This is a genomic window from Tardiphaga sp. (assembly GCF_028290495.1).
Classification (GTDB): domain Bacteria; phylum Pseudomonadota; class Alphaproteobacteria; order Rhizobiales; family Xanthobacteraceae; genus Tardiphaga.
In genome coordinates this window covers 51,649-74,387 of the sequence record NZ_JAQGJT010000187.1, presented here as the reverse complement: position 1 = coordinate 74,387, position 22,739 = coordinate 51,649, and the positions used below count along the sequence as shown (strand labels likewise).

At 65.7% G+C, this 22,739-nt stretch carries 18 protein-coding genes and 2 pseudogenes; 2 read left to right on the top strand and 18 right to left on the bottom strand.

Translation table 11 applies throughout. The annotated features are described in order from the left end of the window. The 5 genes and pseudogenes from ftsZ to JWQ24_RS27740 form a co-directional block, all read right to left on the bottom strand. On the bottom strand, window positions 1-1,168 hold a 1,168-nt coding region (gene ftsZ / locus JWQ24_RS27760), incomplete at its 3' end, for a cell division protein FtsZ (protein WP_299815581.1). A gap of 98 nt (window positions 1,169-1,266) precedes the next feature. After that, window positions 1,267-2,592, bottom strand: a pseudogene (gene ftsA / locus JWQ24_RS27755) (cell division protein FtsA). Beyond that, complete coding sequence (locus JWQ24_RS27750; protein WP_299815579.1) at window positions 2,589-3,596, bottom strand: FtsQ-type POTRA domain-containing protein; 1,008 nt, start codon at window positions 3,594-3,596, stop codon at window positions 2,589-2,591. Before JWQ24_RS27750 ends, ftsA begins: the two are co-directional and overlap by 4 nt. Next, window positions 3,536-3,769 (bottom strand): annotated as a pseudogene (locus JWQ24_RS27745) (hypothetical protein); the annotation flags it as partial. The pseudogene JWQ24_RS27745 and the gene JWQ24_RS27750, both read right to left, overlap by 61 nt. Window positions 3,770-4,036: 267 nt before the next feature. Next, window positions 4,037-5,056 (bottom strand): D-alanine--D-alanine ligase, encoded by a 1,020-nt coding sequence (locus tag JWQ24_RS27740; protein ID WP_299815576.1) that lies wholly within the window; start codon window positions 5,054-5,056, stop codon window positions 4,037-4,039. 122 nt (window positions 5,057-5,178) lie between these two features. Between JWQ24_RS27740 and JWQ24_RS27735 the strand changes: the two genes are divergently transcribed. Further along, window positions 5,179-6,003, top strand: a complete 825-nt coding sequence (locus JWQ24_RS27735) for a DUF4239 domain-containing protein (protein WP_299815573.1) — start codon at window positions 5,179-5,181, stop codon at window positions 6,001-6,003. Window positions 6,004-6,146: 143 nt separating this feature from the next. On the opposite strand, the gene murB is transcribed toward JWQ24_RS27735, so the two are convergent. The 3 genes from murB to JWQ24_RS27720 form a co-directional block, all read right to left on the bottom strand. After that, window positions 6,147-7,064, bottom strand: coding sequence for a UDP-N-acetylmuramate dehydrogenase (gene murB, locus JWQ24_RS27730; protein WP_299815597.1), 918 nt, complete (start codon window positions 7,062-7,064; stop codon window positions 6,147-6,149). A gap of 5 nt (window positions 7,065-7,069) precedes the next feature. Beyond that, entirely contained in the window at window positions 7,070-8,473 is a 1,404-nt protein-coding gene (gene murC / locus JWQ24_RS27725; protein WP_299815570.1) for a UDP-N-acetylmuramate--L-alanine ligase, read from the bottom strand. A gap of 160 nt (window positions 8,474-8,633) precedes the next feature. Further along, complete coding sequence (locus JWQ24_RS27720; RefSeq protein ID WP_299815567.1) at window positions 8,634-9,806, bottom strand: MFS transporter; 1,173 nt, start codon at window positions 9,804-9,806, stop codon at window positions 8,634-8,636. Between the two features lie 110 nt (window positions 9,807-9,916). Here JWQ24_RS27720 and JWQ24_RS27715 point away from each other — a divergent pair, with 110 nt between their 5' ends. After that, window positions 9,917-10,822, top strand: a complete 906-nt coding sequence (locus JWQ24_RS27715) for a LysR family transcriptional regulator (protein WP_299815564.1) — start codon at window positions 9,917-9,919, stop codon at window positions 10,820-10,822. A 136-nt stretch (window positions 10,823-10,958) separates the two neighbouring features. Here JWQ24_RS27715 and murG read toward each other — a convergent pair whose 3' ends face one another. The 10 genes from murG to rsmH form a co-directional block, all read right to left on the bottom strand. Beyond that, window positions 10,959-12,059: an undecaprenyldiphospho-muramoylpentapeptide beta-N-acetylglucosaminyltransferase gene (gene murG, locus JWQ24_RS27710; protein WP_299815561.1), complete on the bottom strand. Its 1,101-nt coding sequence runs from the start codon at window positions 12,057-12,059 to the stop codon at window positions 10,959-10,961. A gap of 7 nt (window positions 12,060-12,066) precedes the next feature. Then, a complete protein-coding gene (gene ftsW, locus JWQ24_RS27705) occupies window positions 12,067-13,218 on the bottom strand; it encodes a putative lipid II flippase FtsW (protein ID WP_299815559.1) in 1,152 nt (383 codons plus the stop codon). Between the two features lie 87 nt (window positions 13,219-13,305). Next, on the bottom strand, window positions 13,306-13,998 hold the full coding sequence (locus JWQ24_RS27700) for a uridine kinase (RefSeq protein ID WP_299815557.1): 693 nt from the start codon (window positions 13,996-13,998) through the stop codon (window positions 13,306-13,308). A 68-nt stretch (window positions 13,999-14,066) separates the two neighbouring features. After that, window positions 14,067-15,464 (bottom strand): UDP-N-acetylmuramoyl-L-alanine--D-glutamate ligase, encoded by a 1,398-nt coding sequence (gene murD, locus JWQ24_RS27695; protein ID WP_299815554.1) that lies wholly within the window; start codon window positions 15,462-15,464, stop codon window positions 14,067-14,069. Window positions 15,465-15,468: 4 nt separating this feature from the next. Further along, the gene (gene mraY / locus JWQ24_RS27690) at window positions 15,469-16,551 is read right to left on the bottom strand and encodes a phospho-N-acetylmuramoyl-pentapeptide-transferase (protein WP_299815551.1); all 1,083 of its coding nucleotides are present in this window, start codon (window positions 16,549-16,551) and stop codon (window positions 15,469-15,471) included. A 9-nt stretch (window positions 16,552-16,560) separates the two neighbouring features. Continuing rightward, the gene (locus JWQ24_RS27685; protein WP_299815548.1) at window positions 16,561-17,997 is read right to left on the bottom strand and encodes a UDP-N-acetylmuramoylalanyl-D-glutamyl-2,6-diaminopimelate--D-alanyl-D-alanine ligase; all 1,437 of its coding nucleotides are present in this window, start codon (window positions 17,995-17,997) and stop codon (window positions 16,561-16,563) included. Continuing rightward, the gene (locus JWQ24_RS27680) at window positions 17,994-19,451 is read right to left on the bottom strand and encodes a UDP-N-acetylmuramoyl-L-alanyl-D-glutamate--2,6-diaminopimelate ligase (RefSeq protein WP_299815545.1); all 1,458 of its coding nucleotides are present in this window, start codon (window positions 19,449-19,451) and stop codon (window positions 17,994-17,996) included. Before JWQ24_RS27680 ends, JWQ24_RS27685 begins: the two co-directional genes overlap by 4 nt. An 82-nt stretch (window positions 19,452-19,533) precedes the next feature. Continuing rightward, window positions 19,534-21,291, bottom strand: coding sequence for a penicillin-binding protein 2 (locus JWQ24_RS27675; protein ID WP_299815542.1), 1,758 nt, complete (start codon window positions 21,289-21,291; stop codon window positions 19,534-19,536). Next, window positions 21,288-21,668, bottom strand: coding sequence for a hypothetical protein (locus tag JWQ24_RS27670; protein ID WP_299815540.1), 381 nt, complete (start codon window positions 21,666-21,668; stop codon window positions 21,288-21,290). The genes JWQ24_RS27675 and JWQ24_RS27670 overlap by 4 nt, the downstream gene beginning before the upstream one ends. A 2-nt stretch (window positions 21,669-21,670) precedes the next feature. Beyond that, window positions 21,671-22,666 (bottom strand): 16S rRNA (cytosine(1402)-N(4))-methyltransferase RsmH, encoded by a 996-nt coding sequence (gene rsmH / locus JWQ24_RS27665; RefSeq protein WP_299815537.1) that lies wholly within the window; start codon window positions 22,664-22,666, stop codon window positions 21,671-21,673. Window positions 22,667-22,739: the final 73 nt, after the last annotated feature.

The following is a 22,739-nucleotide window of genomic DNA, read 5'->3' as shown; positions in this document are numbered from 1 at the left end:
CCGTGCGCTGCGGCGCTGCCGCAGCGACCGGGGCCGCAGCCGACGGTGCCGAGGTCTCGAGCTTCTGGGCGCGTTCGGCCATGCGCGCATTGTCGGCGCGCAGCCGTGCGGTCAGATCGGCCAGACGGCTGTCCGGCGTGGCGGCCGAGGCAACGGCGTTGGTCGCGGCCGCGGCCGGGGCGGCGGCGTTGCGCGCGATGATCGCCTGTTCGATGCCGGTGGCAACGACCGAGACGCGGATGATGCCGTCGAGGGTCTCGTCGAAGGTCGCGCCGACGATGATGTTGGCGTCCTGATCGACTTCCTCGCGGATGCGGGTCGCGGCTTCGTCGACTTCGAACAGCGTCAGGTCCTTGCCGCCGGTGATCGAGATCAGCAGGCCGCGGGCGCCCTTCATCGAGGAGTCGTCGATCAGCGGGTTGGCGATCGCGGCTTCGGCCGCGGTCAGCGCGCGCTTCTCGCCGGTCGCTTCGCCGGTGCCCATCATCGCCTTGCCCATTTCGCGCATCACGGCGCGAACGTCGGCGAAGTCGAGGTTGATGAGGCCTTCCTTGACCATCAGGTCGGTGATGCAGGCGACGCCCGAATAGAGCACCTGGTCGGCCATCGCGAAGGCGTCGGCAAAGGTGGTCTTTTCGTTGGCTACCCTGAACATGTTCTGGTTCGGGATGATCAACAGCGTATCGACCACCTTGTGGAGCTCGGCGATGCCGGACTCGGCGGTGCGCATGCGGCGCTGGCCTTCGAAGTGGAACGGTTTTGTCACCACGCCGACAGTGAGGATGCCCATGTCGCGCGCGGTCTTGGCGATGACGGGGGCTGCACCGGTGCCGGTGCCGCCGCCCATGCCGCAGGTGACGAACACCATGTTGGCGCCCGAGAGGTGATCACGAATCTCGTCGATCACTTCCTGCGCGGCGGCAGCGCCGACGTCCGGCTGCGAGCCGGCGCCGAGGCCCTGGGTCACCACGGTGCCCATCTGCACGATGCGCTGCGCCTTTGACATGGTGAGCGCCTGCGCGTCGGTGTTGGCGACGACGAAGTCGACGCCCTGCAAACCGGCGGTGATCATGTTGTTGACGGCATTGCCGCCAGCGCCACCCACACCGAACACGGTGATGCGGGGCTTGAGCTCGGCGATATCAGGGGGGGTCAGGTTGAGTGTCATTTCGTTGCCTCTCGATTACGCGCGCGTTGTCTGGTCATGCCCGCGGCCGAAGGCCGAAAGCGTCGAAGATGGAAAAAGGGTGGGTCGGAAAAATTTCATTAGAAGCCTTCGCGAAGCCATCGCCCGACCTTTCCGAAATAGCCGTCGTCGGTCCCTGTCTTGAGCTGCCGCGTATGCCGCGGTTCAACGTGTTCAAGATGAGCGTATTGCGGGTAAACGAGCAGCCCGGACGGCACTGCGAACGAAGCGCTCTTGGCCTCCGAGGGCAGCCGGCCGAAACCGAGCGGACGGCCGATGCGAACCGGACGGCCGAGAATCTGGGTGCCGAGTTCGGCCAGGCCATTGAGCTGCGACGCGCCGCCCGACAGCACGACTCGCGCCCGCGGCTCTGCGGCAAAGGGCGAATCCGCAAGCCGGTCCCTGACCATTTCAAAAATCTCCTCGGCACGCTGCCGCACGATGTTCGCGATGGTGGCGCGGGAAACGACCTGCGGAAAATCGCGATCGTTGTCGCCAGCCGTCGGCACGGTCATCGTTTCGCGCGCATCGGAGCCACCGGTAAGTACCGTGCCATATAACGTCTTGATTCGCTCGGCATCTGCGATGCAGCAACCGAGTCCGCGGGCGAGATCCATGGTGATGTGTTGCCCGCCGACCGCAAATCCCGACGCGTGCACGAAGCGGCCGCCGGACTAGATCGCCATCGTCGTGGTCCCTGCCCCCATCTCGACGACAGCGGCGCCGAGATCGGTCTCGTCGTCGGTGAGAACGGACAGTCCTGCGACATAAGGACTCGCTGCCATGGCTTCGACGTTGAGGTGGCAGCGCTCGACCACCAGCATCAGGTTGCGCGCGACCGTGGCGTCCGCCGTGACGACGTTCATGTCGACGCCGAACTGGCTCGCCACCATGCCGCGGGGATCGCGGATGCCTTTGACGCCGTCCAGCGAGTAGCCGACCGGCAACGCGTGCAGCACGGTGCGGCCATGCGGCGTCGCATGCTTCATCCCGGTGGACGTGACGCGGGTGACGTCGGCGGCGGTGACCGCGCCGCCCTTGATATCGGCGGAGGCTTCGATGAGCTGGCCCTGCAGGCGGCCAGCGGAAACCGACAGCAGCACGGACTCGACGCGAACCTTCGCCATCCGCTCGGCCAGCGACACCGCATGGCGCACGGCCTGCTCTGCCTCGCCCATATCGACGACGGCGCCGGACTTCACGCCGCGCGACTGGATCTGGCTGTAGCCGATCAGCTCGACGGCATGGCTGCGGCCGCGCAGCGCTTCACTGGGCGGGCATGGCTTCAGCCGCGCGATCATGCACGCGATCTTGCTGGTGCCGACGTCGAGCGACGCCACCAGCGCGGTGCGGTTCGGGGCCATCTGGCGCGTCTTCGGCGCCTGGTTGCGATCGAGGCCGGTCATGCCGCGCCCGCTTTCTTCTTGTTCTTGTCTTTATCCTTGGCGAACAGCTCGTCGCGCGCCTTGGCGGCCTCTTCCGACAGCCGCACAGTGAGCCGGTCCGACAGCCTGAGGTCGATGGCAACGATGTCACGCGAGAACAAATGATCTTCCTTGTCGAGCTTGCTCAGCATCGCCAGCGCATTGCCGACGTCGTTTTCGGGCAGCCTGATGTCGAGGCCGTCCTTCAGGCGCAGATTCCAGCGCCGCTCGCCGACCAGGATCGCGGCGCGGGTGACGGCGCGGACCTGCGGATAGCGATCCAGCAGCGCGAGAAAATCTTTCGCGCGGGTGTCGGCGCCCTTACCGACCACCAGCGGCAGCGCGGTGAAGCGCCGCGACACGTAGGTTTCAAGAACGGCGCCGTCGTCGGCCACGACGGCGAGACGGCCGTCCTGCTGCCATAGCGCGAACGCCGTACGCTCGGTGACGTCGATCTGCAGCCGGTCGGGATACAGCTTCAGCACGTTGGCGTCAGCGATCCACGGATTGGCCTTGAGCCGGTCGCGCACCACGGCGGCGTCAAGAAACAGCAGCGAGGAGCGGCCGTTGACGCCGCCGATCGCGAGGATTTCGTCTTGCGTGAGCTGCTTGCGCCCGTTCAGCGTCACCGAGGCGATGCGGAAACCGGCGGCGTTCGCCGCGGCGTTACGGGTGTCGCTGAGGAAATCCGTGACTTCCTCGAGGTGGTTGCCCTTGACGATGCCGAGCGCGACGCTGCCGGTGAGCATCATGACGGTGGCGGCAATGCCGACGCGGCGCGGAACATAGCGCTCGACCGCGGAGACGAAACGGTTCGGGCTCTGTTCGCGGATCACCGGCTTGCGGAAACGGAGCTTGGCCAGAAAACGGGCAAGCGGAGCCAGCTGCTCGCGGAGCAGGATCGCTGCTCCCCTGGCAGCGAGTCTCAGGTCAGTTTGGGGACCCTGCGGTCGAACCGACCGGGAAAGGTGTCCTGCACCAAGCATTGCACGAGCTCGTCATCTGTTAGACCCGCCTACAAGCGGGCTCCGGCACAGAGCTCCGGTGCCGACGCCATGTTCGATACGGAACTCCGCACGCTCACGCCTCGGCAGCCAGACGCCACATGCGCCGCCAGCGTTAACCTTCGGACTTCCTGGTAAACAAACTGTAAAGTTGGTCTGAACACGGTGCGATTTGATGCGGTTGTGCAAGAGTTTAGCGGAACCGGGTCTTATCGGACACGGAACCGGACATGCGCCCGACACGGTCATTCCGGGATGCGACGGACGGCGAAGACGGCTGGCGCAGGCCCGGAACTTGGAGATGTTCAGCCATCTCGGGATTCCCCGCCGTTCCAATTGGAGCGGCTGAGGTTCGCTCGCAGCTGACGCTGCTCGCGCCCTCAGGCGCGCCAATTGGCGCGCCGGGGAACGACAGCGCTTGATCACGAGGTCGAGGACCCCACCCGCTTCGTCGCCAGCGCGATCTGCCCTTCCAGAAAGTCGACGAAGCCGATGCCCTGCGCCGCCAGCGCCTTGGGGTAGAGCGAGGCCGCGGTAAGCCCGGGCAGCGTGTTGGTTTCGAGGTAGACCGGGCCGCGGTCCGAGACGATGAAATCCGACCGCGAATAGCCCGCGCAGGACAACGCCCGGTGGGCGCGGATCGAATCCACCATGATCGCCGCAGTGATTTCCGGCGCGAACCGGCCGGGGCAGATTTCCTGCGTCGACTTGGCGAGATATTTCGCTTCGTAGTCGAAGCCGCCATCGGCCGGGATGATCTCGATCGGCGGCAGCGCGATCAGCGAACCATCGGCCTGCTCAAGCACGGCGCAGGTCGCCTCGATGCCGGCGACGAACGGCTCGATCACATAGTCCTCGGTCTTCGCGGCATGGCGGACGGCGACGACGTCCTGCGTCGCATTGACGAAGATCAGGCCGTAGCTCGATCCGTCCCGCGCCGGCTTGGCGATCAGCCGGCCGTGTTCGGCAAGTGCGGCTTCGATTCCGTCCAGCGCGATTCCGGCAGCGACGGTGACGCCGCCGATGGCGGCAAAGCGTTTCGCCGCGACCTTGTCGAACGCAAGGTTCGACGACGCCGAGCCGGAGCCCGTGAAGGCGATACCGCGCATCTCGCACATCGCCTGCAATTCACCATTCTCCGCGGTGCCGCCATGCAGGCCGAGCAGCAGCACGCGGTTCTCCGCCTTCGCCTGGTCAAGCGCCTGCATCAGCGGCCCCAGGCTGGCTGCGTCCGGCTTGAACGCATCCTCAAACGGGCGGGCGTGACCCAGCAGCTTTTGCGGCATGACAGGATAGACACGATCATCGGCATCCCAGAACCAAAGATCGGCCTCCGGCAGCGCACGATGAAGCGCCTGTGCGGAGGCCACCGAAACCAGCCGCTCCTTGTTCAGGCCACCGAACAGGATGGTGATCCGTCCGCTTTCGTTCCGTTCTGTCATCGATTTGCCCTCACTCGGCCGTGGCCGTGCCGATCAGCCAATAGCATTGCCATCGGCGAGTCAGATATTGCTGATTTGCGCATGTCGCGCGAGCCCCTACACCGCAGATCTGGAGACCTTCGATGATTCGAGCCTGGCTCGACCTGCCCGCCTTAGGCATCTTCGTCACGCTGTGCGCGCTGTATTTTGGCGCGGCTGTGGCGCTGACCCGACTGGTTTTCCGCTCCCCGGTGGCGGGCCGGATACAATCCCTGGCCGGCGTGGTGGCGCCGTTCTTTTCGGCGGTAGCGATCCTGTTCGCGCTGCTCACGGGCTTTCTCGCCAACGACGTCGGCGAACGCAGCCGCCAGGCGGTACGCGCAGTGCAGACCGAGGCTGGCGAATTGCGCAACATCTACACGCTCTCGGTGGCGTCGGTGAGCGATATGCACGACATCCGCGTCGCCCTGAAGGATTACGCCCGCAGCGCGGTGCAGGACGAGTGGCCACAGATGATCGAGGGCGGCCCTGCGGCGACCACCTCGACAGCCTATGATGCACTTTTGCGCGAGGTCAGCGATCCCTCGATCACCAGCGCGGCCAGCGGCGCGGTGCATACCGCCCTGCTGAACTCGGCGGTCCGCGTCGGCACCGCGCGCACCGACCGGCTCAGTCTTGCGTCCGACTACACCAACGATTTGAAATGGATTTCGGTGCTGATCCTCGGCGTGATGACGCAGATCGCGCTGTCGCTGGTTCATCTGGAACGGCCGCGCGCGCTGCTCGCCGCGCTGACAGTGTTCTCGACCGCGTCCGTCGTGGCCCTTGGCCTGATCGCGCTGCAAGAACACCCGTTTCAAGGCACCTTGCGCGTCTCATCCGCACCGCTGGAGCGACTGCTGGTGCTGAGCGATACCGTGAGCGTCCCGGACGCCACGCCGGCGCCGGCGGCCCCACCCGCGAAGTAGCGCGGCCCTCAACCTCCTCCGTCATTCCGGGATGCAGCAGACGGCGGAGCCGGCTGATGCAGGCCCGGAATCCTGAAATGTTGCGCATCATCTCCAGGTCCCGGGTTCGCTCGCAGCAAGCTGCTCGCACCCCGGAACGACAATTACCTGACGCCGATGCGCTTGATTTCCCAGTGCAGATCGATGCCCGACTGCGCCTGCACGCGGGCGCGAACGGTATCGCCTAGCGTCTCGATATCAGTCGCAGTGGCGTCGCCGGTGTTGATCAGGAAATTACAGTGCATCTCCGAGACCTGCGCACCGCCGACCCGCAGACCGCGGCAGCCGGCAGCATCGACCAGCTTCCAGGCGCTATGGCCCGGCGGATTCTTGAAGGTGGAACCACCGGTCTTTTCACGGATCGGCTGCGCGGTCTCGCGGTGATTCTGCACATCATCCATTTTCGCGCGAATGACCGAGGGCCCAGCGATCACGCCGCGAAATGTCGCTGACGTGAAGATGATCGACGGATCGACGCCGGAGTTGCGATAGACGAACGTCATGCCGGCGTTGTCGAAGACATGCTTCGTGCCGTCACGGCCGATGCCGATGGCCGCGATGAGGACGTCCTTCGTCTCGCCGCCATTAGCGCCGGCATTCATGCGCAGCGCGCCGCCGATCGAGCCGGGAATCCCGAAATAGAATTCGAGGCCGCTGATATTGGCGGCAGCCGCTGTCTCCGCCACGCGCTTGTCGAGCGCGGCAGTGCCGGCGGTGACAATGTCCGCGCTGGCCGTCGTTGCGCCGAAACCGCGCGGGCTGAGGCGGATCACCACGCCCTCGATGCCGCCGTCGCGCACGATCAAATTTGAGCCGACGCCGACGACGGTGACAGCGATATCGACGGGCAGCTTCGACAGGAAGTACGCGAGATCGTCTTCATCCGCCGGCGTGAACAGCACCTGTGCGGGACCACCGACGCGAAACCAGGTCAGCGGCGCAAGCGACTCGTTGGCCAGCAATCGCCCGCGCAGTGCAGGCATCGCGGCTTTCAGATCAGGCGTGATGTCGGGAAAGCCGATCACGTTCAGCCCAGCGCCTTCAACTCGCCCGGCAGCGCATAGGCCCACTGCGTGATATTGCCGGCGCCGAGACAGACGACGGTGTCGCCGGATTTCGCCACGCCTGCAACGAGACCGGCGAGGCCGGCGCTTTCCGGCAGCGGGATCACCTCGCGGTGGCCGTGGGCGCGCAGGCCGAGCACAAAGTGATCGCGGTCGATGCCGGCAATCGGCGCTTCGCCGGCCGGATAGACCTCGGCAACGATCACCGTGTCGGCGTCGTTGAAGCAGGTGCAGAATTCCTCGAACAGCGACTGCAGGCGCGTGAAGCGATGCGGCTGCACCACGGCGATCACCTTGCCTTTGGTCGACTCGCGCGCGGCGCGCAGCACCGCGGAGATCTCCACGGGATGATGGCCGTAGTCGTCGATGATGGTGACGCCGTTCCACTCGCCGGTCTTGGTGAAGCGTCGCTTGACGCCGCCGAAATTCGCCAGCGCCTTGCGGATCGCGTCACCGGACATGCCGAGCTCATGCGCCACCGCGATCGCCGCAGTGGCGTTCAGCGCGTTGTGGCGACCGGGCATCGGCAGCAGCAGATTGTCGATCTCGTGCGAGGTGCCGGCCTTGCGATCGCGGAACTCGACCTTGAACGCGGAGCCGCCGTTGCTCGGCTTGAGATCCACCAGCCGCGCATCGGCCTGCGGGTTCTCACCGTAGGTGATGATGCGGCGGTCCTCGATTTTGCCGACGATGCTCTGCACGATGGGGTGATCGATGCACATCACGGCAAAGCCGTAGAACGGCACGTTCTCGACGAAGTTGCGGAACGCGTCCTGCACGGCTTCAAAGGTGCCGAAGTGATCGAGATGTTCAGGATCGACGTTGGTGACGATCGCCACGTCCGCCGGCAGCTTGAGGAAGGTGCCGTCGCTCTCGTCGGCTTCCACCACCATCCACTCGCCGGCCCCGAGCCGCGCATTGGTGCCGTAGGCATTGATGATGCCGCCGTTGATGACGGTTGGATCGAGATCGCCCGCGTCGAGCAAGGCTGCGACCATCGAGGTCGTGGTGGTCTTGCCGTGGGTGCCGGCGATGGCGACGCAGCTCTTCAGCCGCATCAGTTCGGCCAGCATTTCGGCGCGGCGCACGACGGGGATGCGCTGCGCGCGCGCGGCCATCAGCTCCGGATTGTCGCGCTTGATTGCGGTGGAGACCACCAGCACGTCGGCGCCTGCGACATTCGCCGCGGCGTGGCCGACATGGATGGTAATGCCCTTCTCGCGCAGCCGGTTGACGTTGGCGCTCTCCGAGGCGTCGGAGCCCTGTACGGTGTAGCCGAGATTGCACAGCACCTCGGCGATACCGCTCATGCCGATGCCGCCGATGCCGACGAAATGAATGGGTCCGATCTCGCGCGGCAGTCTCATGGTGTGGTCTCGTCTGTTCCCGTCAGGCCCGGAGCTTTTCCCGGATCTCCACGAATCGCACCCACTTCATGCAAGACGAGGCTGGCCGGGACAAGCCCGGCCATGACCGAAAAATGACGGAACCGGCGCGCGGGACGCCGTTCCCGGCCCGTTCAGGGCGCTATTCCGCCGCCGCCGCGACTGCCCGGCTGCGATCGAGGCGGATCGCATACAGCGCCACGGCCAGCGCCCCCAGCGGCGCCAGCGCAGCGACCCAGGGCAGCGCGCCCAGTCCGGGGCCGCTGGCGATCACGACGCCGCCAAGCCCGGCGCCGATCGCGTTGCCCAGATTGAACGCCGCGATGTTGAAGCTGGAAGCGAGGCTCTGGCCGGCGCCATCGGCCTTTTCCAGTACCCACATCTGCAACGCGGGCACGGTGGCGAAGGCCACAGCGCCAAGCAATGCGACGAACACGACGGCAGCGATCTGGTTGTGAACGGCGAAGGTCATCAGCAGCAGGACGGCCGCCAGCGCGACGAGGCTTCCCAGCACGGTCGGGATCAGCCAGCGGTCCGCCAGCCTGCCACCGACCAGGTTGCCGACCACGAGCCCGCCGCCAAACACCAGCAGGATCGGCGATACCGCGGCATCGGAAAAGCCGGACAGCCGCGTCAGGATCGGCGCAATATAGGTGAAGACGGCGAACACGCCGACCCAGCTCAACACCGTGGTCAGCAGTCCGAGCAGCACCTGCGGACGCAGCAGCGCCGCCAGATCCTGCTTCAGGTTTGACGGCACAGGCTTTTCGCGATCGGTCGGCACGAACATCGCGATGATCGCAAAGGCGGCGACGCCGACGGCGGTTACGACGAAGAACGTCGAGCGCCAGCCAAAGCCCTGCCCCAGCCAGGTACCGAACGGCACGCCGAGAATGTTCGCGACCGTGAGGCCGGTGAACATGATGGCGATGGCCGAGGCTTTCTTGTTGGCGGGGACCAAAGTGGTCGCGACCACCGAACCTACGCCGAAGAAGGTGCCGTGCGCGAAGGCGGTGAGTACCCGCGCCGCCATCAGGCTCCAGTAGTCCGGCGCCAGCGCGCAAGCCAGATTACCGATGGTGAAGATCGCCATCAGCACCAGCAGCGCGGTCTTGCGTGGCCAGTTCGAGGTCGCGATGGTCATGATCGGCGCGCCGACCACCACGCCCAGAGCATAGCCTGAGATCAGCAAACCGGCGGCCGAGATAGAGACGCCAAGGTCGCCGCCGACGTCGATCAAGAGGCCCATGATAACGAATTCGGTGACGCCAATTCCGAAGGCGCCGGCGGTCAGCGCATAAAGTGCGAGAGGCATGAGAAATGTCCGTACAGGATCCGGGCGGGTCGCCCTGCGGGGACATGTGGACCCGTTGGGTTTAGTGAGATAGACCAGCCATAGGCACAATATTTGTGAATTGAAATCACATGTCGAGACTCGACGTCAATCGTTCCGGCGAGATGGAAGTGTTCGTCCGCGTCGTCGAACTCGGCGGCTTCTCGACGGCGGCGCGGACATTCCGGATGACGCCGTCCGCCGTGAGCAAGTTGGTGGCGCGGCTGGAAGCGCGGCTCGGCGTCCGCCTGATCAATCGCTCGACGCGGAAATTGCAGCTGACGCCGGAAGGCGCGGCGTTCTACGAGCGCGCGCTGCGCATTCTCGACGAAATGGCCACGGCCGAGCGGGAAGCCGCCGTCGGCGCGACGCCGAGCGGCGTTCTGCGCGTCAATACCAGCGTGCCGTTCGGCCTGCACCGGCTGCTGCCGTTGCTGCCCGGTTTCGCCAAGCGGTTTCCCGGCATTCGGGTCGAGGTGTCGCTGACCGACACCGTCGTCGATTTGCTGGAAGAACGCGCCGACGTCGCGATCCGTGTCGGACCAATGCGACAGTCGCGCCTGCTGGCGCGCAAGCTCGGCGAAAGCGCGATGGTGGTCGTGGCAGCTCCGATCTATCTGGCGGAGCGCGGCACGCCGCAGACACCGGCAGAGCTGGCGGATCACAATCTGCTCGGCTTCTGTTTCACCAAGCAGATCGCGGGCTGGCCGTTTCGCGATGGCAGCGGTGGCGTCGTCACGGTGCAGCCGGCCGGCAATGCGTTGGTCAGCGACGGCGAAGCGATGCGGCATCTCGCTATTGCCGGCGCGGGAGTAGCAAGGCTGACGCGGTTTCACATCGCCCCTGATATCGAAGCCGGACGATTGCTGCCGCTGCTGGAGAATTTCAACCCCGGCGATCTGGAAGCGATCCACGCAGTGTTCGTCGGCCACGGCGGACAACTGCCGGCGCGGGTGCGCGCACTGCTCGATTATCTGGTGGAGAATGTGAAGTTGTGACCGCATCACTGTCATTCCGGGGGGCGGGCGGCGCCAGCCGACCGCGAACCCGGAATCCGGAGATGAGGCGGGATGAACATGTCGAGGTTCCGGGTTCGCTCGGGCTGATGCCCTCGCGCCCGGGAACGACGAGTTTTTAGATCCCCGCGACCTTCGCCACGAGATCGGCCAGCCGCTCGGCCGCATCGAGCTTGCCGACTGTTCGCGCGCTGGCGGCCATTGCGGCCAGGCGGGCGGGTTCGGCGGCCAGCGCCGAGATTTCTGCGGCGAGGCGGTCCGGGGTGAAGTCGGTTTGCGGCAGCCGGATGGCGCCGCCAGCATCGGCCAGTACGCCGGCATTGGCGAACTGGTCCTGGTCGATGGCGCCGGGCAGCGGCACCAGGATCGAGGGACGGCCGATCGCGCCGAGTTCGGCGACGGTGCCGGCGCCGGAACGCGAGATCACCAGCTGGCTGGAGGCCAGCCGCGCCGGCAGGTCGCTGAAGAATGGCGCCAGTTCGACCTTGATCTTGAGCTTGTCGTAGATAGCGCGGACCCGCGCCATGTCCTCGTCGCGGACCTGTTGCGTCAGCACCAGCCGGTGCCACAGCGCCGGCTCCAGCCGCTCGATCGCTGCTGGCACGATGTCCGCCATGATCCGCGCGCCCTGGCTGCCGCCGATCACCAGCACGCGCAGCGACCCGGTGAGATCGGGGGCGGCGTAGGGCACGGCGGCGGCGGCGAGGATCGCCGGGCGCATCGGCGTGCCCGTGGTGGTGGTCTTCTTCGCAAGCTCCGGATCGCGGTCGAGCACGCCGGGCAACGAGGTGGCGATGGCGCTGACGCGACCGGACAGCAGCCGGTTGGCGCGGCCCATCACGGCGTTGGAATCGTGGATGATGGTGGGAATGCCGAACAGTTTGGCGGCCACCAGAGGCGGCAACGTGGGATAGCCGCCGAAACCGATCACGGCGGCGGGTTTCAGCCGGCGCATCAGATTCAGCGCGATGCCGGTGCCGGCGGCGAGCATGATGCCAGTGCGTGCCAGCGAGACCGGATTGCGGCTGCGAAAGGTCTCGCTCGGCACCACATCGATCATTTCGCGCGAGAACAGCCCGCTATATTTCAGCGCGCGCGCGTCCGTGACGAGTCGCACCCGCCAGCCGCGCTTCATCAGCGCGACGCCGAGCGCTTCTGCCGGAAACAGATGGCCGCCGGTGCCGCCGGCCGCAAGCAGGATGAGGGGCTCGGTGCTCACGAGCGTGTCACGCGTAGCTCGAGACAGCGTTGGCGTCACCGATCGATTCCATCTCGGTGCGTGGCCGCATCCGCGTCAGCGCCAGCAGCATGCCGACGCTGTAGGCCAGCGAGATCATCGAAGAACCGCCATAGGACAGGAACGGCAGCGTCATGCCCTTGGCGGGAATGAGGTGCAGGTTGACCGCCATGTTGATGGCCGCCTGCACCCCGAACAGAATAGCCAGGCCCGACGCCGCAAAGCGCGTGAAAAGGTCCTCGGTCGCATAAGCGCGCGACAGCGCGCGGATCACGATGAAGGCAAACAGCCCCAGCAGCGCCAGGCACAGCAGGATGCCGAACTCCTCGGCGCCGACCGCAAACACGAAGTCGGTGTGGCTGTCAGGCAGGCTGCGCTTGGCGATGCCCTCGCCGGGCCCGAGGCCAAACCAGCCGCCATTGCCGAAGGCTTCCATCGCGGTATCGACCTGGAACGTGTCGCCGGAGGCCGGATCCATGAAGCGCTTGATGCGGCCGGCGACGTGCGGGACGAACAGATAGGCCGTGAACAACCCACCCGCGGCGGTGGCGGCGAGGCCGAACACCCAGACCATTCGCATGCCGGCGATGAAGAACAGCGAGCCCCACACCATCAGGATCAGCATGGTCTGGCCGAAGTCCGGCTCAAGTACCAGAAGCGAAACCAGCATCAACAACAGCATCACCGCCATCGAAGTCGCCGGCATCTCCGGCTTTCGCGCGGATTCCGAGAACAACCAGGCAGCGACAACGACGAAGGACGGCTTGGCGGATTCGGATGCCTGGATGTTAACGCCGAGCAGCGTGATCCAGCGCTTGGCACCCTTGACCTCGGGGCCGATCAGCAAGGTCGCGACGATCAGCACGACGGAGATCGCAAACACGATCAGCGCGCCGCGCCGGATCTGCCGCGGCGTCAGGAACGAGACCCCGATCAGCACGATGGCGGACGGGATCATGAACAGGATGTGGCGGTTGAAAAAGTGGAACGGATCGAGCCCGATCCGGGTCGCGACCGGCGGCGAGGCGGCCAGCGACAGGATGACACCTGCCAGCATCAGCGCGGTGATCGCCGCCAGCAGCAGGCGGTCCACGGTCCACCACCATTCGCTGAGCGGCGTGCGTTGTTCACGGGAGATCATGGGGCACGTCCTGCGATCGATTAGCCCCTATCGATGCGCCATCGTGGTTGCCAGCCGGTTAACGGGATATGAAAATCTGACGGCGTTCTAGGCCGGCCAGCGACGCGCGGTAATGACAGGATGCGTCAGATCGGAATAGTCGATCACGATATTCGCGCGGCTTTGCGGTTCGTCTTCCCGCAGGTACAGACGCTGGCCTTCGATATAGCGCCGGTTCGAAACAGCATCCACATCGGCCGAACCCCATGCGGCACCGCGGCCCGCACCGCGCGGGATGGTGATGGCGAAGGGGGCGTCCAGAAAGATCGACAAGTCCCAGACATCCCTGAGCTCCGGCCGGTGCAGGAAGATGCCGTCGAAGACGAGGACGGCATCGGGGTCGGCGACCGACCACCGTTCGGGGACCGGCGTATTCGCTGCATGATCGAAACTGGCGGGGCAATAGACGCAAGAGCCGCCCGGCCCCAGCGGGTCGAGCAGCACTTTCCGCAACTCGGGGTAATTGTAGGATTCCAGATAGAACCCTGCAGGCGAGGTTTTTCCCAGGCGATATCTAGTCTCGCGCGTGTTGTGAAAGCTGTCGACCGAGGCCCGGATGACGGGCCGTCCGCGCGATGCGATCGCGCGGGCAAGCATGTCGGCGAACACGGTCTTTCCCACACCGTCAACGCCATCGACGCCGACGCGGACGATTGATCCCGCTGCGTGAAAGCGAATTGCCTCTGCGATCTCCGCGATCAGCAGCGCGGTTTGGTCGCGATCTTCAACCGGTTCATTCATCAGCGCCCTCGCGGCATCGGTGCGATCGGCATGGACATCAATTGATATTAGACCGTGAAAGGCGAATCTTAAACCGGCTTCACGCCATCCATCGCCAGCACCAGCGCGCGAAAGCGGTCGCCGCGGATTTCAAAATTGCGGAACTGGTCGAAGGAGGCACAGGCCGGGGACAGCAGCACGACAGGCTCGGTCACGTCCGACGCCGCCGCATCGCGCGCCGCAGCGGGCACCGCGACGTCCAGTGTCGCGCTGATCTCGTACTCCACCTTGCCGTCCAGCGTGCGGGCGAATTCAGCAGCGGCTTCACCGATCAGATAGGCTTTTCGGATGCGCGGAAAGAACTCCGTCAAGCTCTCGATGCCGCCCTCTTTCGCCTTGCCGCCGGCGATCCAGAAGATGTCGGGGAACGACGACAGCGCCTTGGCGGTCGCGTCGGCATTGGTGCCCTTGGAATCATTGACGAACAAAGTCGCGCCCTGGCGGCCGACCTGCTCCATGCGGTGCGCGAGGCCGGGAAAGCTGCGCAAGCCCTTTTGCAACACCTCTATGCCGACGCCGAGCGCCAATGCCGCGGCCGCCGCACAGGCGGCGTTCTGCGCATTGTGCAGGCCACGCAACGAACCGATGCCGGCGAGATCGACGAGCGGCTGCCGAACACCTTCGGCATTGCGGATGATCGTGCTGCCATCGATGGTCAAGCCGTCCTTGAGCGGATGCTCGACCGAGACGCGCACGACGTGCGTGCCGGCCTGCTCGACGCGATCGGCCACCGCGCGGCACCATTCGTCATCGACGCCGATGATCGCGGTGCCTTTTTTCTGCACACCGGCGACAAGGCGTTCCTTCACCGCGGCGTAGTGTTCGAGCGTACCGTGGCGGTCGATATGATCGGGCGTGACGTTAAGCAGGATGCCGACATTGGGATCGAGCGATGGCGTCAGATCGATCTGATAGGACGACATCTCGATGACGTGGACGCGGCCTTTGGCCGGCGGCTCCAGCGACAGGATCGCGGTGCCGATGTTGCCGCCCATCTGGGTGTCGAAGCCGGCCTCGCGCATCAGATGCGCGATCAGTGCTGTGGTGGTGGACTTGCCGTTGGTGCCGGTGATGGCGATGAACGGCGCGTCAGGCGCATGAAGCGCGCGTTCGCGGCAGAACAATTCGATGTCGCCGATCACTTCGACGCCCGCCTCGCGCGCAGCCTGCACGGTCCAGTGCGGCACGGGATGCGTCAGCGGCACGCCGGGGGTGAGAACCAGCGCAGCGAAACTGCCCCACGACACCGTGCGCAGGTCCGCGGTGATGTAACCGGCGCGCGTCGCTTCAACCATCTTGTCGATGCTGTCGTCGCAGGCGATCACTTCCGCGCCGCCTGAGCGCAGCGCGTGGCAACTGGCGAGGCCGGAGCCGCCGAGGCCGAACACGGCGACGGTCTTGCCGGCAAAGCTGCTGACGGGGATCACGGGATCACCGCAGCTTCAGCGTGGAGAGGCCGATCAGCGCCAGCATCACGGAGATGATCCAGAACCGGATCACGATCTGCGGCTCGGTCCAGCCCTTCTGCTCGAAATGGTGATGGATCGGCGCCATGCGGAACACGCGCTTGCCGGTGAGCTTGAACGAGGTCACCTGCACGATCACGGAGACGGCTTCGAGCACGAACAGCCCGCCGATCACCGCCAGCACGATCTCGTGCTTCACCGCGACCGCGATCGAGCCGAGCATGCCGCCCAGTGCAAGTGATCCCGTATCGCCCATGAAGATCGAGGCCGGCGGCGCGTTGAACCACAGGAAGCCCAGCCCCGCGCCGAGCACCGCGCCGCACAGCACCGCGAGTTCGCCGGTGCCGGCGACGTAGTTGATCTGCAGGTAGTCGGAGAACACCGCATTACCAGCGAGATAGGCGATCAGGCCGAAGCTCGCCGAAGCAATCATCACCGGAACGATGGCGAGGCCGTCGAGGCCGTCGGTGAGGTTCACGGCATTGCCGGCGCCGACCACGATGAAGGCGCCGAAGATGACGAAGAACCAGCCGAAATTCAGCGCCAGATCCTTGAAGAACGGCAGCACCAGCGAACTGGAGAGGGGATCGCGGCCGAGCCGGACAAAGGCGTAGCAGGCCGCCGCCGCGATCAGCGTCTCGATCGCCAGCCGGGTCCGACCGGCGAAGCCGGCATCGGTCTGCTTGGTGACCTTGAGGTAGTCGTCATAGAAGCCGACGAAACCGAAGCCGAGCGTCACCGCCAGCACGATCCAGACATAGGGGTTGCGCGGATTGGCCCATAGCAGCGTGGAAACCACGAGGCCGGACAGGATCATCAGCCCGCCCATTGTCGGCGTACCGACCTTCACCAGGTGGGTCTGCGGGCCATCGGCGCGGATCGGCTGGCCCTTGCCCTGGCGCAGCCTGAGATTGTCGATAATCCACGGGCCGAAGAGGAAAACGAACAAGGCGCCGGTCACCATCGCGCCGCCGGTGCGGAAGGTGATGTAGCGGAAAACGTTGAACGCAGGGACAGTCCCGGCGAAGTCGATCAGCCAGTAGAACATTCAGTTCGCCTATACCGCGGCGGCGTCGAGCGCAGCGTTGCCGGGAAAGCGCTTTTCGAGCGCGGAGACAATTGGTTTCATGCGCGAGCCCTTGGAGCCCTTGACCATGATGGCGTCGCCCGCCCGGATCGCGGCCAATACCTGCGATTCGAGCCCGGCGGCATCTTCGGCATAGCCGCCCCGCTTGCCGGTGGAAAGGGCATCCCACAGGTTGCGCATCAACGGACCACAACAAAATACCAGATCGATGTTCTCGCGCTGGACGGCATCGACCACGCCGCGGTGCAGTTCCGCGCCCTCGGGGCCGAGTTCCAGCATATCGCCGAGCACCGCGATGCGGCGGCCGTTCGGCCCCACCGCGGCGGCGCCGAGCACGCTGAGCGCCGCCCGCATCGAAGCCGGATTGGCGTTGAAGGTCTCGTCGATCAGGGTCGCCTCGCCGCCGGCAATGCCGAGATGATGGCGCAGGCCGCGGCCCACCGCGGCCTCGACCTGCGACAGCGTCAGGGCGGCCAACGCCAGATCGGCGCCCGTCAGCAGCGCGGCGCTGAGCACCGCGAGCGAGTTCATCGCCATGTGGCGGCCGGGCATGCCGAGCTTGTAGGTGACCTCATGGCCGAGAATGTCGGCATGAACCGCCGAACAGGTCGGGTGCAGCGCGATATCGACCATGCGGGCGTCGGACGCCATGTCGGTGCCGAACGATACGATGCGCGAAACACCGCATTCCCTGGCGCGCGCTTCCAGCCGCGCGAATTGCGGATTGTCGCGGTTGAGGATCGCCACGCCGCCGGGCTCCAGGCCCGTGAAGATTTCCGCCTTGGCATCGGCAATGGCCTCGACGCCATCAAAGAATTCCAGATGCACCGGCTCTACGGTGGTGATGACGGCGAAATGCGGTCGCACCATTTTCACCAGCGGCTCGATCTCGCCGGAATGGTTCATGCCGATTTCGAAGATCGCAAAATCCGCGGAAGCCGGGCAGCGCGCCAGCGTCAGCGGCACGCCCCAATGGTTGTTGAACGAGGCGACCGACGCATGGGTCTCGCCCTGCGCTTCGAACACCCGGCGCAACGCTTCCTTGGTCGAGGTCTTGCCGACCGAACCGGTGACGGCGATCACCTGCGCGCCCAGACGCGCCCGCGCGGCGATGCCGAGATCGACGAGGCCGGAGAGAACGTCATCCACCACCAGCAGCCTTGCATCGGCGGGAAACTTGTCGCGCTGCGCAGCTTCCACGACGGCGAGCCCGGCGCCGTTGTTCAGCGCGGCTTCGACGAAAGCGTGGCCGTCATGGACGTCACCCTTGATGGCGAAATAAGCCTCGCCCGGCGCCAGCGTGCGGCTGTCGATCGAGATGCCGGCGATACCCTCCGGCAGCGCGCCCTGCGTCGCCGCACCCATTGCTTCGGCCATCGCCGCAGAGCTCCACAGGAAATCGCTCATGCCACCCTCGACGTCAGTGCGGCAGCCGCCGCTTCATGATCGCTGAACGGCAACACGCGGTCACCGACGATCTGTCCGGTTTCGTGCCCCTTGCCGGCAATCAGCAGCGCATCGCCTTCTTCAAGGCCGGCGACCGCCACCCGGATTGCTTCGGCGCGGTCGCCGATCTCGGTAGCGCCCGTGGCCGCAACCAGAATGGCAGCGCGGATGTCGGCGGGATTCTCGCTGCGCGGGTTGTCGTCAGTGACGATGACGCGGTCAGCATTCGCCGCAGCAATCTCGCCCATCAACGGACGCTTGCCGGTGTCGCGATCGCCGCCGGCGCCGAACACCACGACAAGCCTGCGCTTCGCATAGGGTCGCAGCGCCTGCAGCGCTTTGGCGAGCGCGTCGGGCTTGTGCGCATAGTCGACGAACACCGGCGCGCCGTTGTGGTCGCCGACGCGCTCGAGCCGGCCCTTGGCGCCTTCGAGATGTTCGAGCGAAGCGAATACCGCATCGGTATCGCCCCCTGTGCCTATCACCAGACCGGCCGCGACCAGCGCGTTCTCGATCTGGAATTCGCCGACCAGCGGCAACCTGATATCAAACCTCCTGCCGCGATGCTCCAGCGTCAATTTCTGCGCGAAGCCGTCGATCGCGGCCTCGACAAGCCGGATGCCCTCGCCTGCCCCGGCGCCCCTGCGGCCGATGGTGATAAGGCGAAGGTGACGCGACTGCGCGGCGTGGATCACCTGTGCGGAATGCTCGTGATCCGCCGCGACCACGGCGACGCCGTCATCCACCACGAGATTGAGGAACAGCCGCAACTTGGCGCCGAGGTAGTGCGCGATGTCGGGATGGTAGTCCATGTGGTCGCGCGAGAGATTGGTGAAGCCGCCGGCCGCGACACGCACGCCGTCGAGGCGGTACTGGTCGAGCCCGTGGGAAGAAGCTTCCAGCGCCAGATGGGTGACGCCCTCGCTTGTGATCTCGTCAAGCTCGCGGTGCAGGGAGATCGGGTCCGGCGTGGTCAGCGAGCCGTAGACGGTGCGCTTCGGCGAAACCAGACCGATCGTGCCGATGCTGGCGGACTGATGGCCGAGCCGGCCCCAGATCTCGCGCGCGAACGACGCCACCGAGGTCTTGCCCGAAGTGCCGGTGACGGCGGCAATCACAGCGGGCTGCCGCGGATAGAATTTTGCGGCGGCCTGCGCCAGCGCGCGGCGCGGATTTTGCGTAACGACATACGGCACCGGCAGGCCGATGGTCTTGTGGTCGCCGGCCACCGCGGCAGCGCCGGCCGCAACGGCCTGGGCGACGAAACGCGAACCATCGGTCTTGCTGCCGGCCAGCGCGAAGAACAGGTCGCCCGGCTTTACCGCACGGCTGTCTGCCGCGAGGCCGCTGACCTCGACATCGCCTGCGGGCGCATCGATCGCGGCGTCATCGCTGAAAAGATCGCGCAGTTTCATACCGTTCCAATCCACACATCGGGGTCACGCAAATCGCATTTCACCCCGGCTGTAAAGCGCCGATGCGGCGGCATTGTGTAGCCTACTGGGTGGCCCTGGATGCCGCCAGGATGACGCGATCGGCAGTAGGCATGTCGAAGCGCGGCTCCAGCCCGAGCAAGGGGGCCACGCGCGCGATGACCTTGCCCCCGACCGGCACGGCGTTCCAGCCCGAGGTAATGAAGCCGTGGGTTTCCGGCAGCGCCTTCGGCTCGTCCAGCATCACCAGCACCTGGTATTGCGGGTTGTCCATCGGCAGCACCGCGGTGAAAGAATTCAACACCTGCTTCTTGGAGTAGCGGCCGTTGACGACCTTTTCTGCGGTGCCGGTCTTGCCGCCGATATAGTAGCCCTTGGACAGCAGGTCGGCCTGCCGCGCGGTGCCGCTCTCGGCGTTCAGGCGCATCAGGTACCGGATCTTGTCGCTGGTCTCCTTCTTGACGACACGCTTGCCGATCGCCAGCGCCTCCTCTTCGGTGCGCTTCAGGAAGGTCGGCGGAATCAGATAGCCGCCATTGACCATCGCGTTGATGCCCATCACGGCCTGCAGCGGCGCCACCGCGATGCCGTGGCCGAACGAGATGGTGACAGTATTGAGTTCACCCCAGCGCTTCGGCACGATCGGCATCGCGCTTTCCGGCAGCTCGGTGCGCAGCCGGTCCATCTGGCCGACCTTCTTCAGGAACGCCTTGTGCGCCTCGACGCCCTGCGCCAGCGCGACGCGCGCCGCGCCGATGTTCGACGAGAACGTGAACACTTCCGCCAGCGAGATGAAGCGGCCGAGCGAATGGCTGTCATGGATCTTGAACTTGCCGAACGCAAGCGGCGCACGCGCGTCGTACATGGTGTTGAGATTGGCCTTGCCGGAATCCAGCGCCATCGCCAGCGTCAGCGTCTTGAAGGTCGAGCCCATCTCGTAGACGCCGGTGGTGAGGCGGTTGATGCGGTCGGGATCATGCGCCTCCTTCGGATTGTTCGGATCGAAATCCGGCAGCGACACCATCGCCACGATCTCGCCGGTCTTGACGTTGGAGATCAGGCCGGAGGCGGCCTTGGCCTTGTACTTGTCTTTCGCCTTCAGCAATTCGTCGCGCAGCGCGTGCTCGACGCGCAGGTCGATCGACAGTTCGACCGGCTTCTGCAGGCGGTCGGAGGCGAAACCTGCGCGGTGGAGGTCGGCTAGGCCATTGGTGTCGAGCCACTTCTCGATCCCGGCGATGCCCTGGTTGTCGATGTTGACGAGGCCGATGACGTGGGAGACCGCAGCGCCACTCGGATAGACGCGCTTGTTCTCGCGCAGGAAGCCGATGCCGGGAATGCCGAGGCGGTGGATGTCGCGCTGCTGCTGCGGCGTGATTTCGCGCTTCAGCCAGGCAAAGCCCTTGCGGCTGGAGACGCGCTCGCGCACTTCCGCGGTGTCGAGATCGGGCAGCGCGCCGGTCAGCAATTCGACCGCCTCGTCCTTGTCGATGATGCGACGCGGCTCCGAAAACAGCGACGGCGACTTGACGTCGGTGGCCAGCACCGCGCCGTTGCGATCGACGATGTCGGGCCGTGCGGTAGCGATGGCGTCCTTCGCGGCACGGCGTTCGGCGTGCGCGTCGCCGCCGATCGCGAACATGATGAGGCGCACGGCGATGATGCCGTAGATGCCACCGAACGCGATCATCGCGAGGCCCACGCGCGCGCGCGCCTTGGCGGCACGATCGACGTTGCGCCCGTACAGCAGGCTGCGTATCAGCCGCTGCCGCCACGGTTCGGTCGGTTTCACGACGAGCTTGCTCTGTGCCCGGTCGGTCATTGCGAATCCTCCGGCGCGGGCAGCGAACCGGTGACGATGTCCGGATCAATCGTGTTGATCATCGCACCGATCGGATCGGGGTCGCCGGGTTTGGCGAAGCTAGGTGGCCGGTCGGGCAGGTTCTTCAGCTGGTCGAACTGTTGCGCGTTGATCGGCTTCAGCGCGAGGTGCCGTTCGGCCAGCCCCTGCAGCCGCATCGGCGCGTCCAGCTTGGCCCATTCGGCGCGCAACGACGCGATGGCGTCGCGCTGTTCGCGGATGTCGGCATGCAGCCGCAACACGCGCTCGGTGCGCACGGTGGATTCCATCTTGATGCGGTAGACATAGGCCGCGGCAAACACGAGGACGGCGATAACCAGAAGGTGGATGATGCGCATCGTCAGCCCCCCCGCATCACATCATCAAGCGACGGCCAACCCGGCAACGGACCGGCATCCTGCGCGGGCGTATCGGTGCGCTCGGCGGCGCGCAGCTTGGCGGAGCGCGCGCGCGGATTGGCACTGACTTCCTCACCGCCGGCGATGATCGGGCGCTTGTTGACCAGGCTGAAGCGCGGCTTCGACTGCGCGATCTCCGGCAGATGCCGCGAGCCGCCGCCAGTCTTGCTACGCTCGACCATAAAATTCTTGACGATGCGGTCTTCCAGCGAATGGAACGAGACCACCGCGAGGCGTCCACCCGGCTTCAGCACGCGCTCGGCAGCAGCGAGCGCAGTGTGCAGCTCGTCGAGCTCCTCGTTGACGAAGATACGCAGCGCCTGAAACGTGCGCGTCGCCGGATGGATCTCGCCGGGCTTCGCCCACACGACCTTGGAAATGATCGCGACGAGTTCGTGCGTTGTGACGATCGGCGCTTCCTTGCGCGCCGCGATGATGGCCTTGGCGACGGCGCGGGAATAGCGCTCCTCGCCGAAGATGTAGATGATGTTGGCGAGATCGGCTTCCGAGGCGACCGCGACGACGTCGGCCGCGGTCGGGCCGTCATGGCTCATCCGCATGTCGAGCGGGCCATCGAAGCGGAACGAGAAACCGCGCTCGACCTGGTCGATCTGCATCGAAGACACGCCGACATCCATCACGACGCCATCGACGAGCGCTTCGCCCTGCGCGGCACAGACCTCGGCGAGGTGCGAGAAGCGATCCTCGACCAGCGTCAGCCGGCCTTCCGCGCTATCGACGAGTTCAAAGCCGCCGGCAATCGCGGTGCGGTCGCGGTCGATGCCGATCACGCGGGTGCCCGGCGTTTGGAGAATCATGCGCGAATAGCCACCAGCCCCGAAGGTGGCATCGACATAGACGCCGCCGTCACGCGGGTTCAGCGCCTCGACGGCCTCGCGGCCGAGAACGGGGATGTGGCGAGGATCGGGCGCGGTCATACCGCTGCTCCCCGGCGATCCCGGGCAGACGCGATCCGGCGCTTCGCTGCGAAGCGCACCATCATACCGGATA

Coding starts and splice junctions, on each gene's coding strand:
- JWQ24_RS27750 (WP_299815579.1), bottom strand. CDS start 3,596: ATGCTTGGTGCAGGACACCTTTCCCGGTCGGTTCGACCGCAGGGTCCC.
- JWQ24_RS27740 (WP_299815576.1), bottom strand. CDS start 5,056: ATGACAGAACGGAACGAAAGCGGACGGATCACCATCCTGTTCGGTGGC.
- JWQ24_RS27735 (WP_299815573.1), top strand. CDS start 5,179: ATGATTCGAGCCTGGCTCGACCTGCCCGCCTTAGGCATCTTCGTCACG.
- murC (WP_299815570.1), bottom strand. CDS start 8,473: ATGAGACTGCCGCGCGAGATCGGACCCATTCATTTCGTCGGCATCGGC.
- JWQ24_RS27720 (WP_299815567.1), bottom strand. CDS start 9,806: ATGCCTCTCGCACTTTATGCGCTGACCGCCGGCGCCTTCGGAATTGGC.
- JWQ24_RS27715 (WP_299815564.1), top strand. CDS start 9,917: ATGTCGAGACTCGACGTCAATCGTTCCGGCGAGATGGAAGTGTTCGTC.
- ftsW (WP_299815559.1), bottom strand. CDS start 13,218: ATGATCTCCCGTGAACAACGCACGCCGCTCAGCGAATGGTGGTGGACC.
- JWQ24_RS27700 (WP_299815557.1), bottom strand. CDS start 13,998: ATGAATGAACCGGTTGAAGATCGCGACCAAACCGCGCTGCTGATCGCG.
- mraY (WP_299815551.1), bottom strand. CDS start 16,551: ATGTTCTACTGGCTGATCGACTTCGCCGGGACTGTCCCTGCGTTCAAC.
- JWQ24_RS27685 (WP_299815548.1), bottom strand. CDS start 17,997: ATGAGCGATTTCCTGTGGAGCTCTGCGGCGATGGCCGAAGCAATGGGT.
- JWQ24_RS27680 (WP_299815545.1), bottom strand. CDS start 19,451: ATGAAACTGCGCGATCTTTTCAGCGATGACGCCGCGATCGATGCGCCC.
- JWQ24_RS27675 (WP_299815542.1), bottom strand. CDS start 21,291: ATGACCGACCGGGCACAGAGCAAGCTCGTCGTGAAACCGACCGAACCG.
- JWQ24_RS27670 (WP_299815540.1), bottom strand. CDS start 21,668: ATGCGCATCATCCACCTTCTGGTTATCGCCGTCCTCGTGTTTGCCGCG.
- rsmH (WP_299815537.1), bottom strand. CDS start 22,666: ATGACCGCGCCCGATCCTCGCCACATCCCCGTTCTCGGCCGCGAGGCC.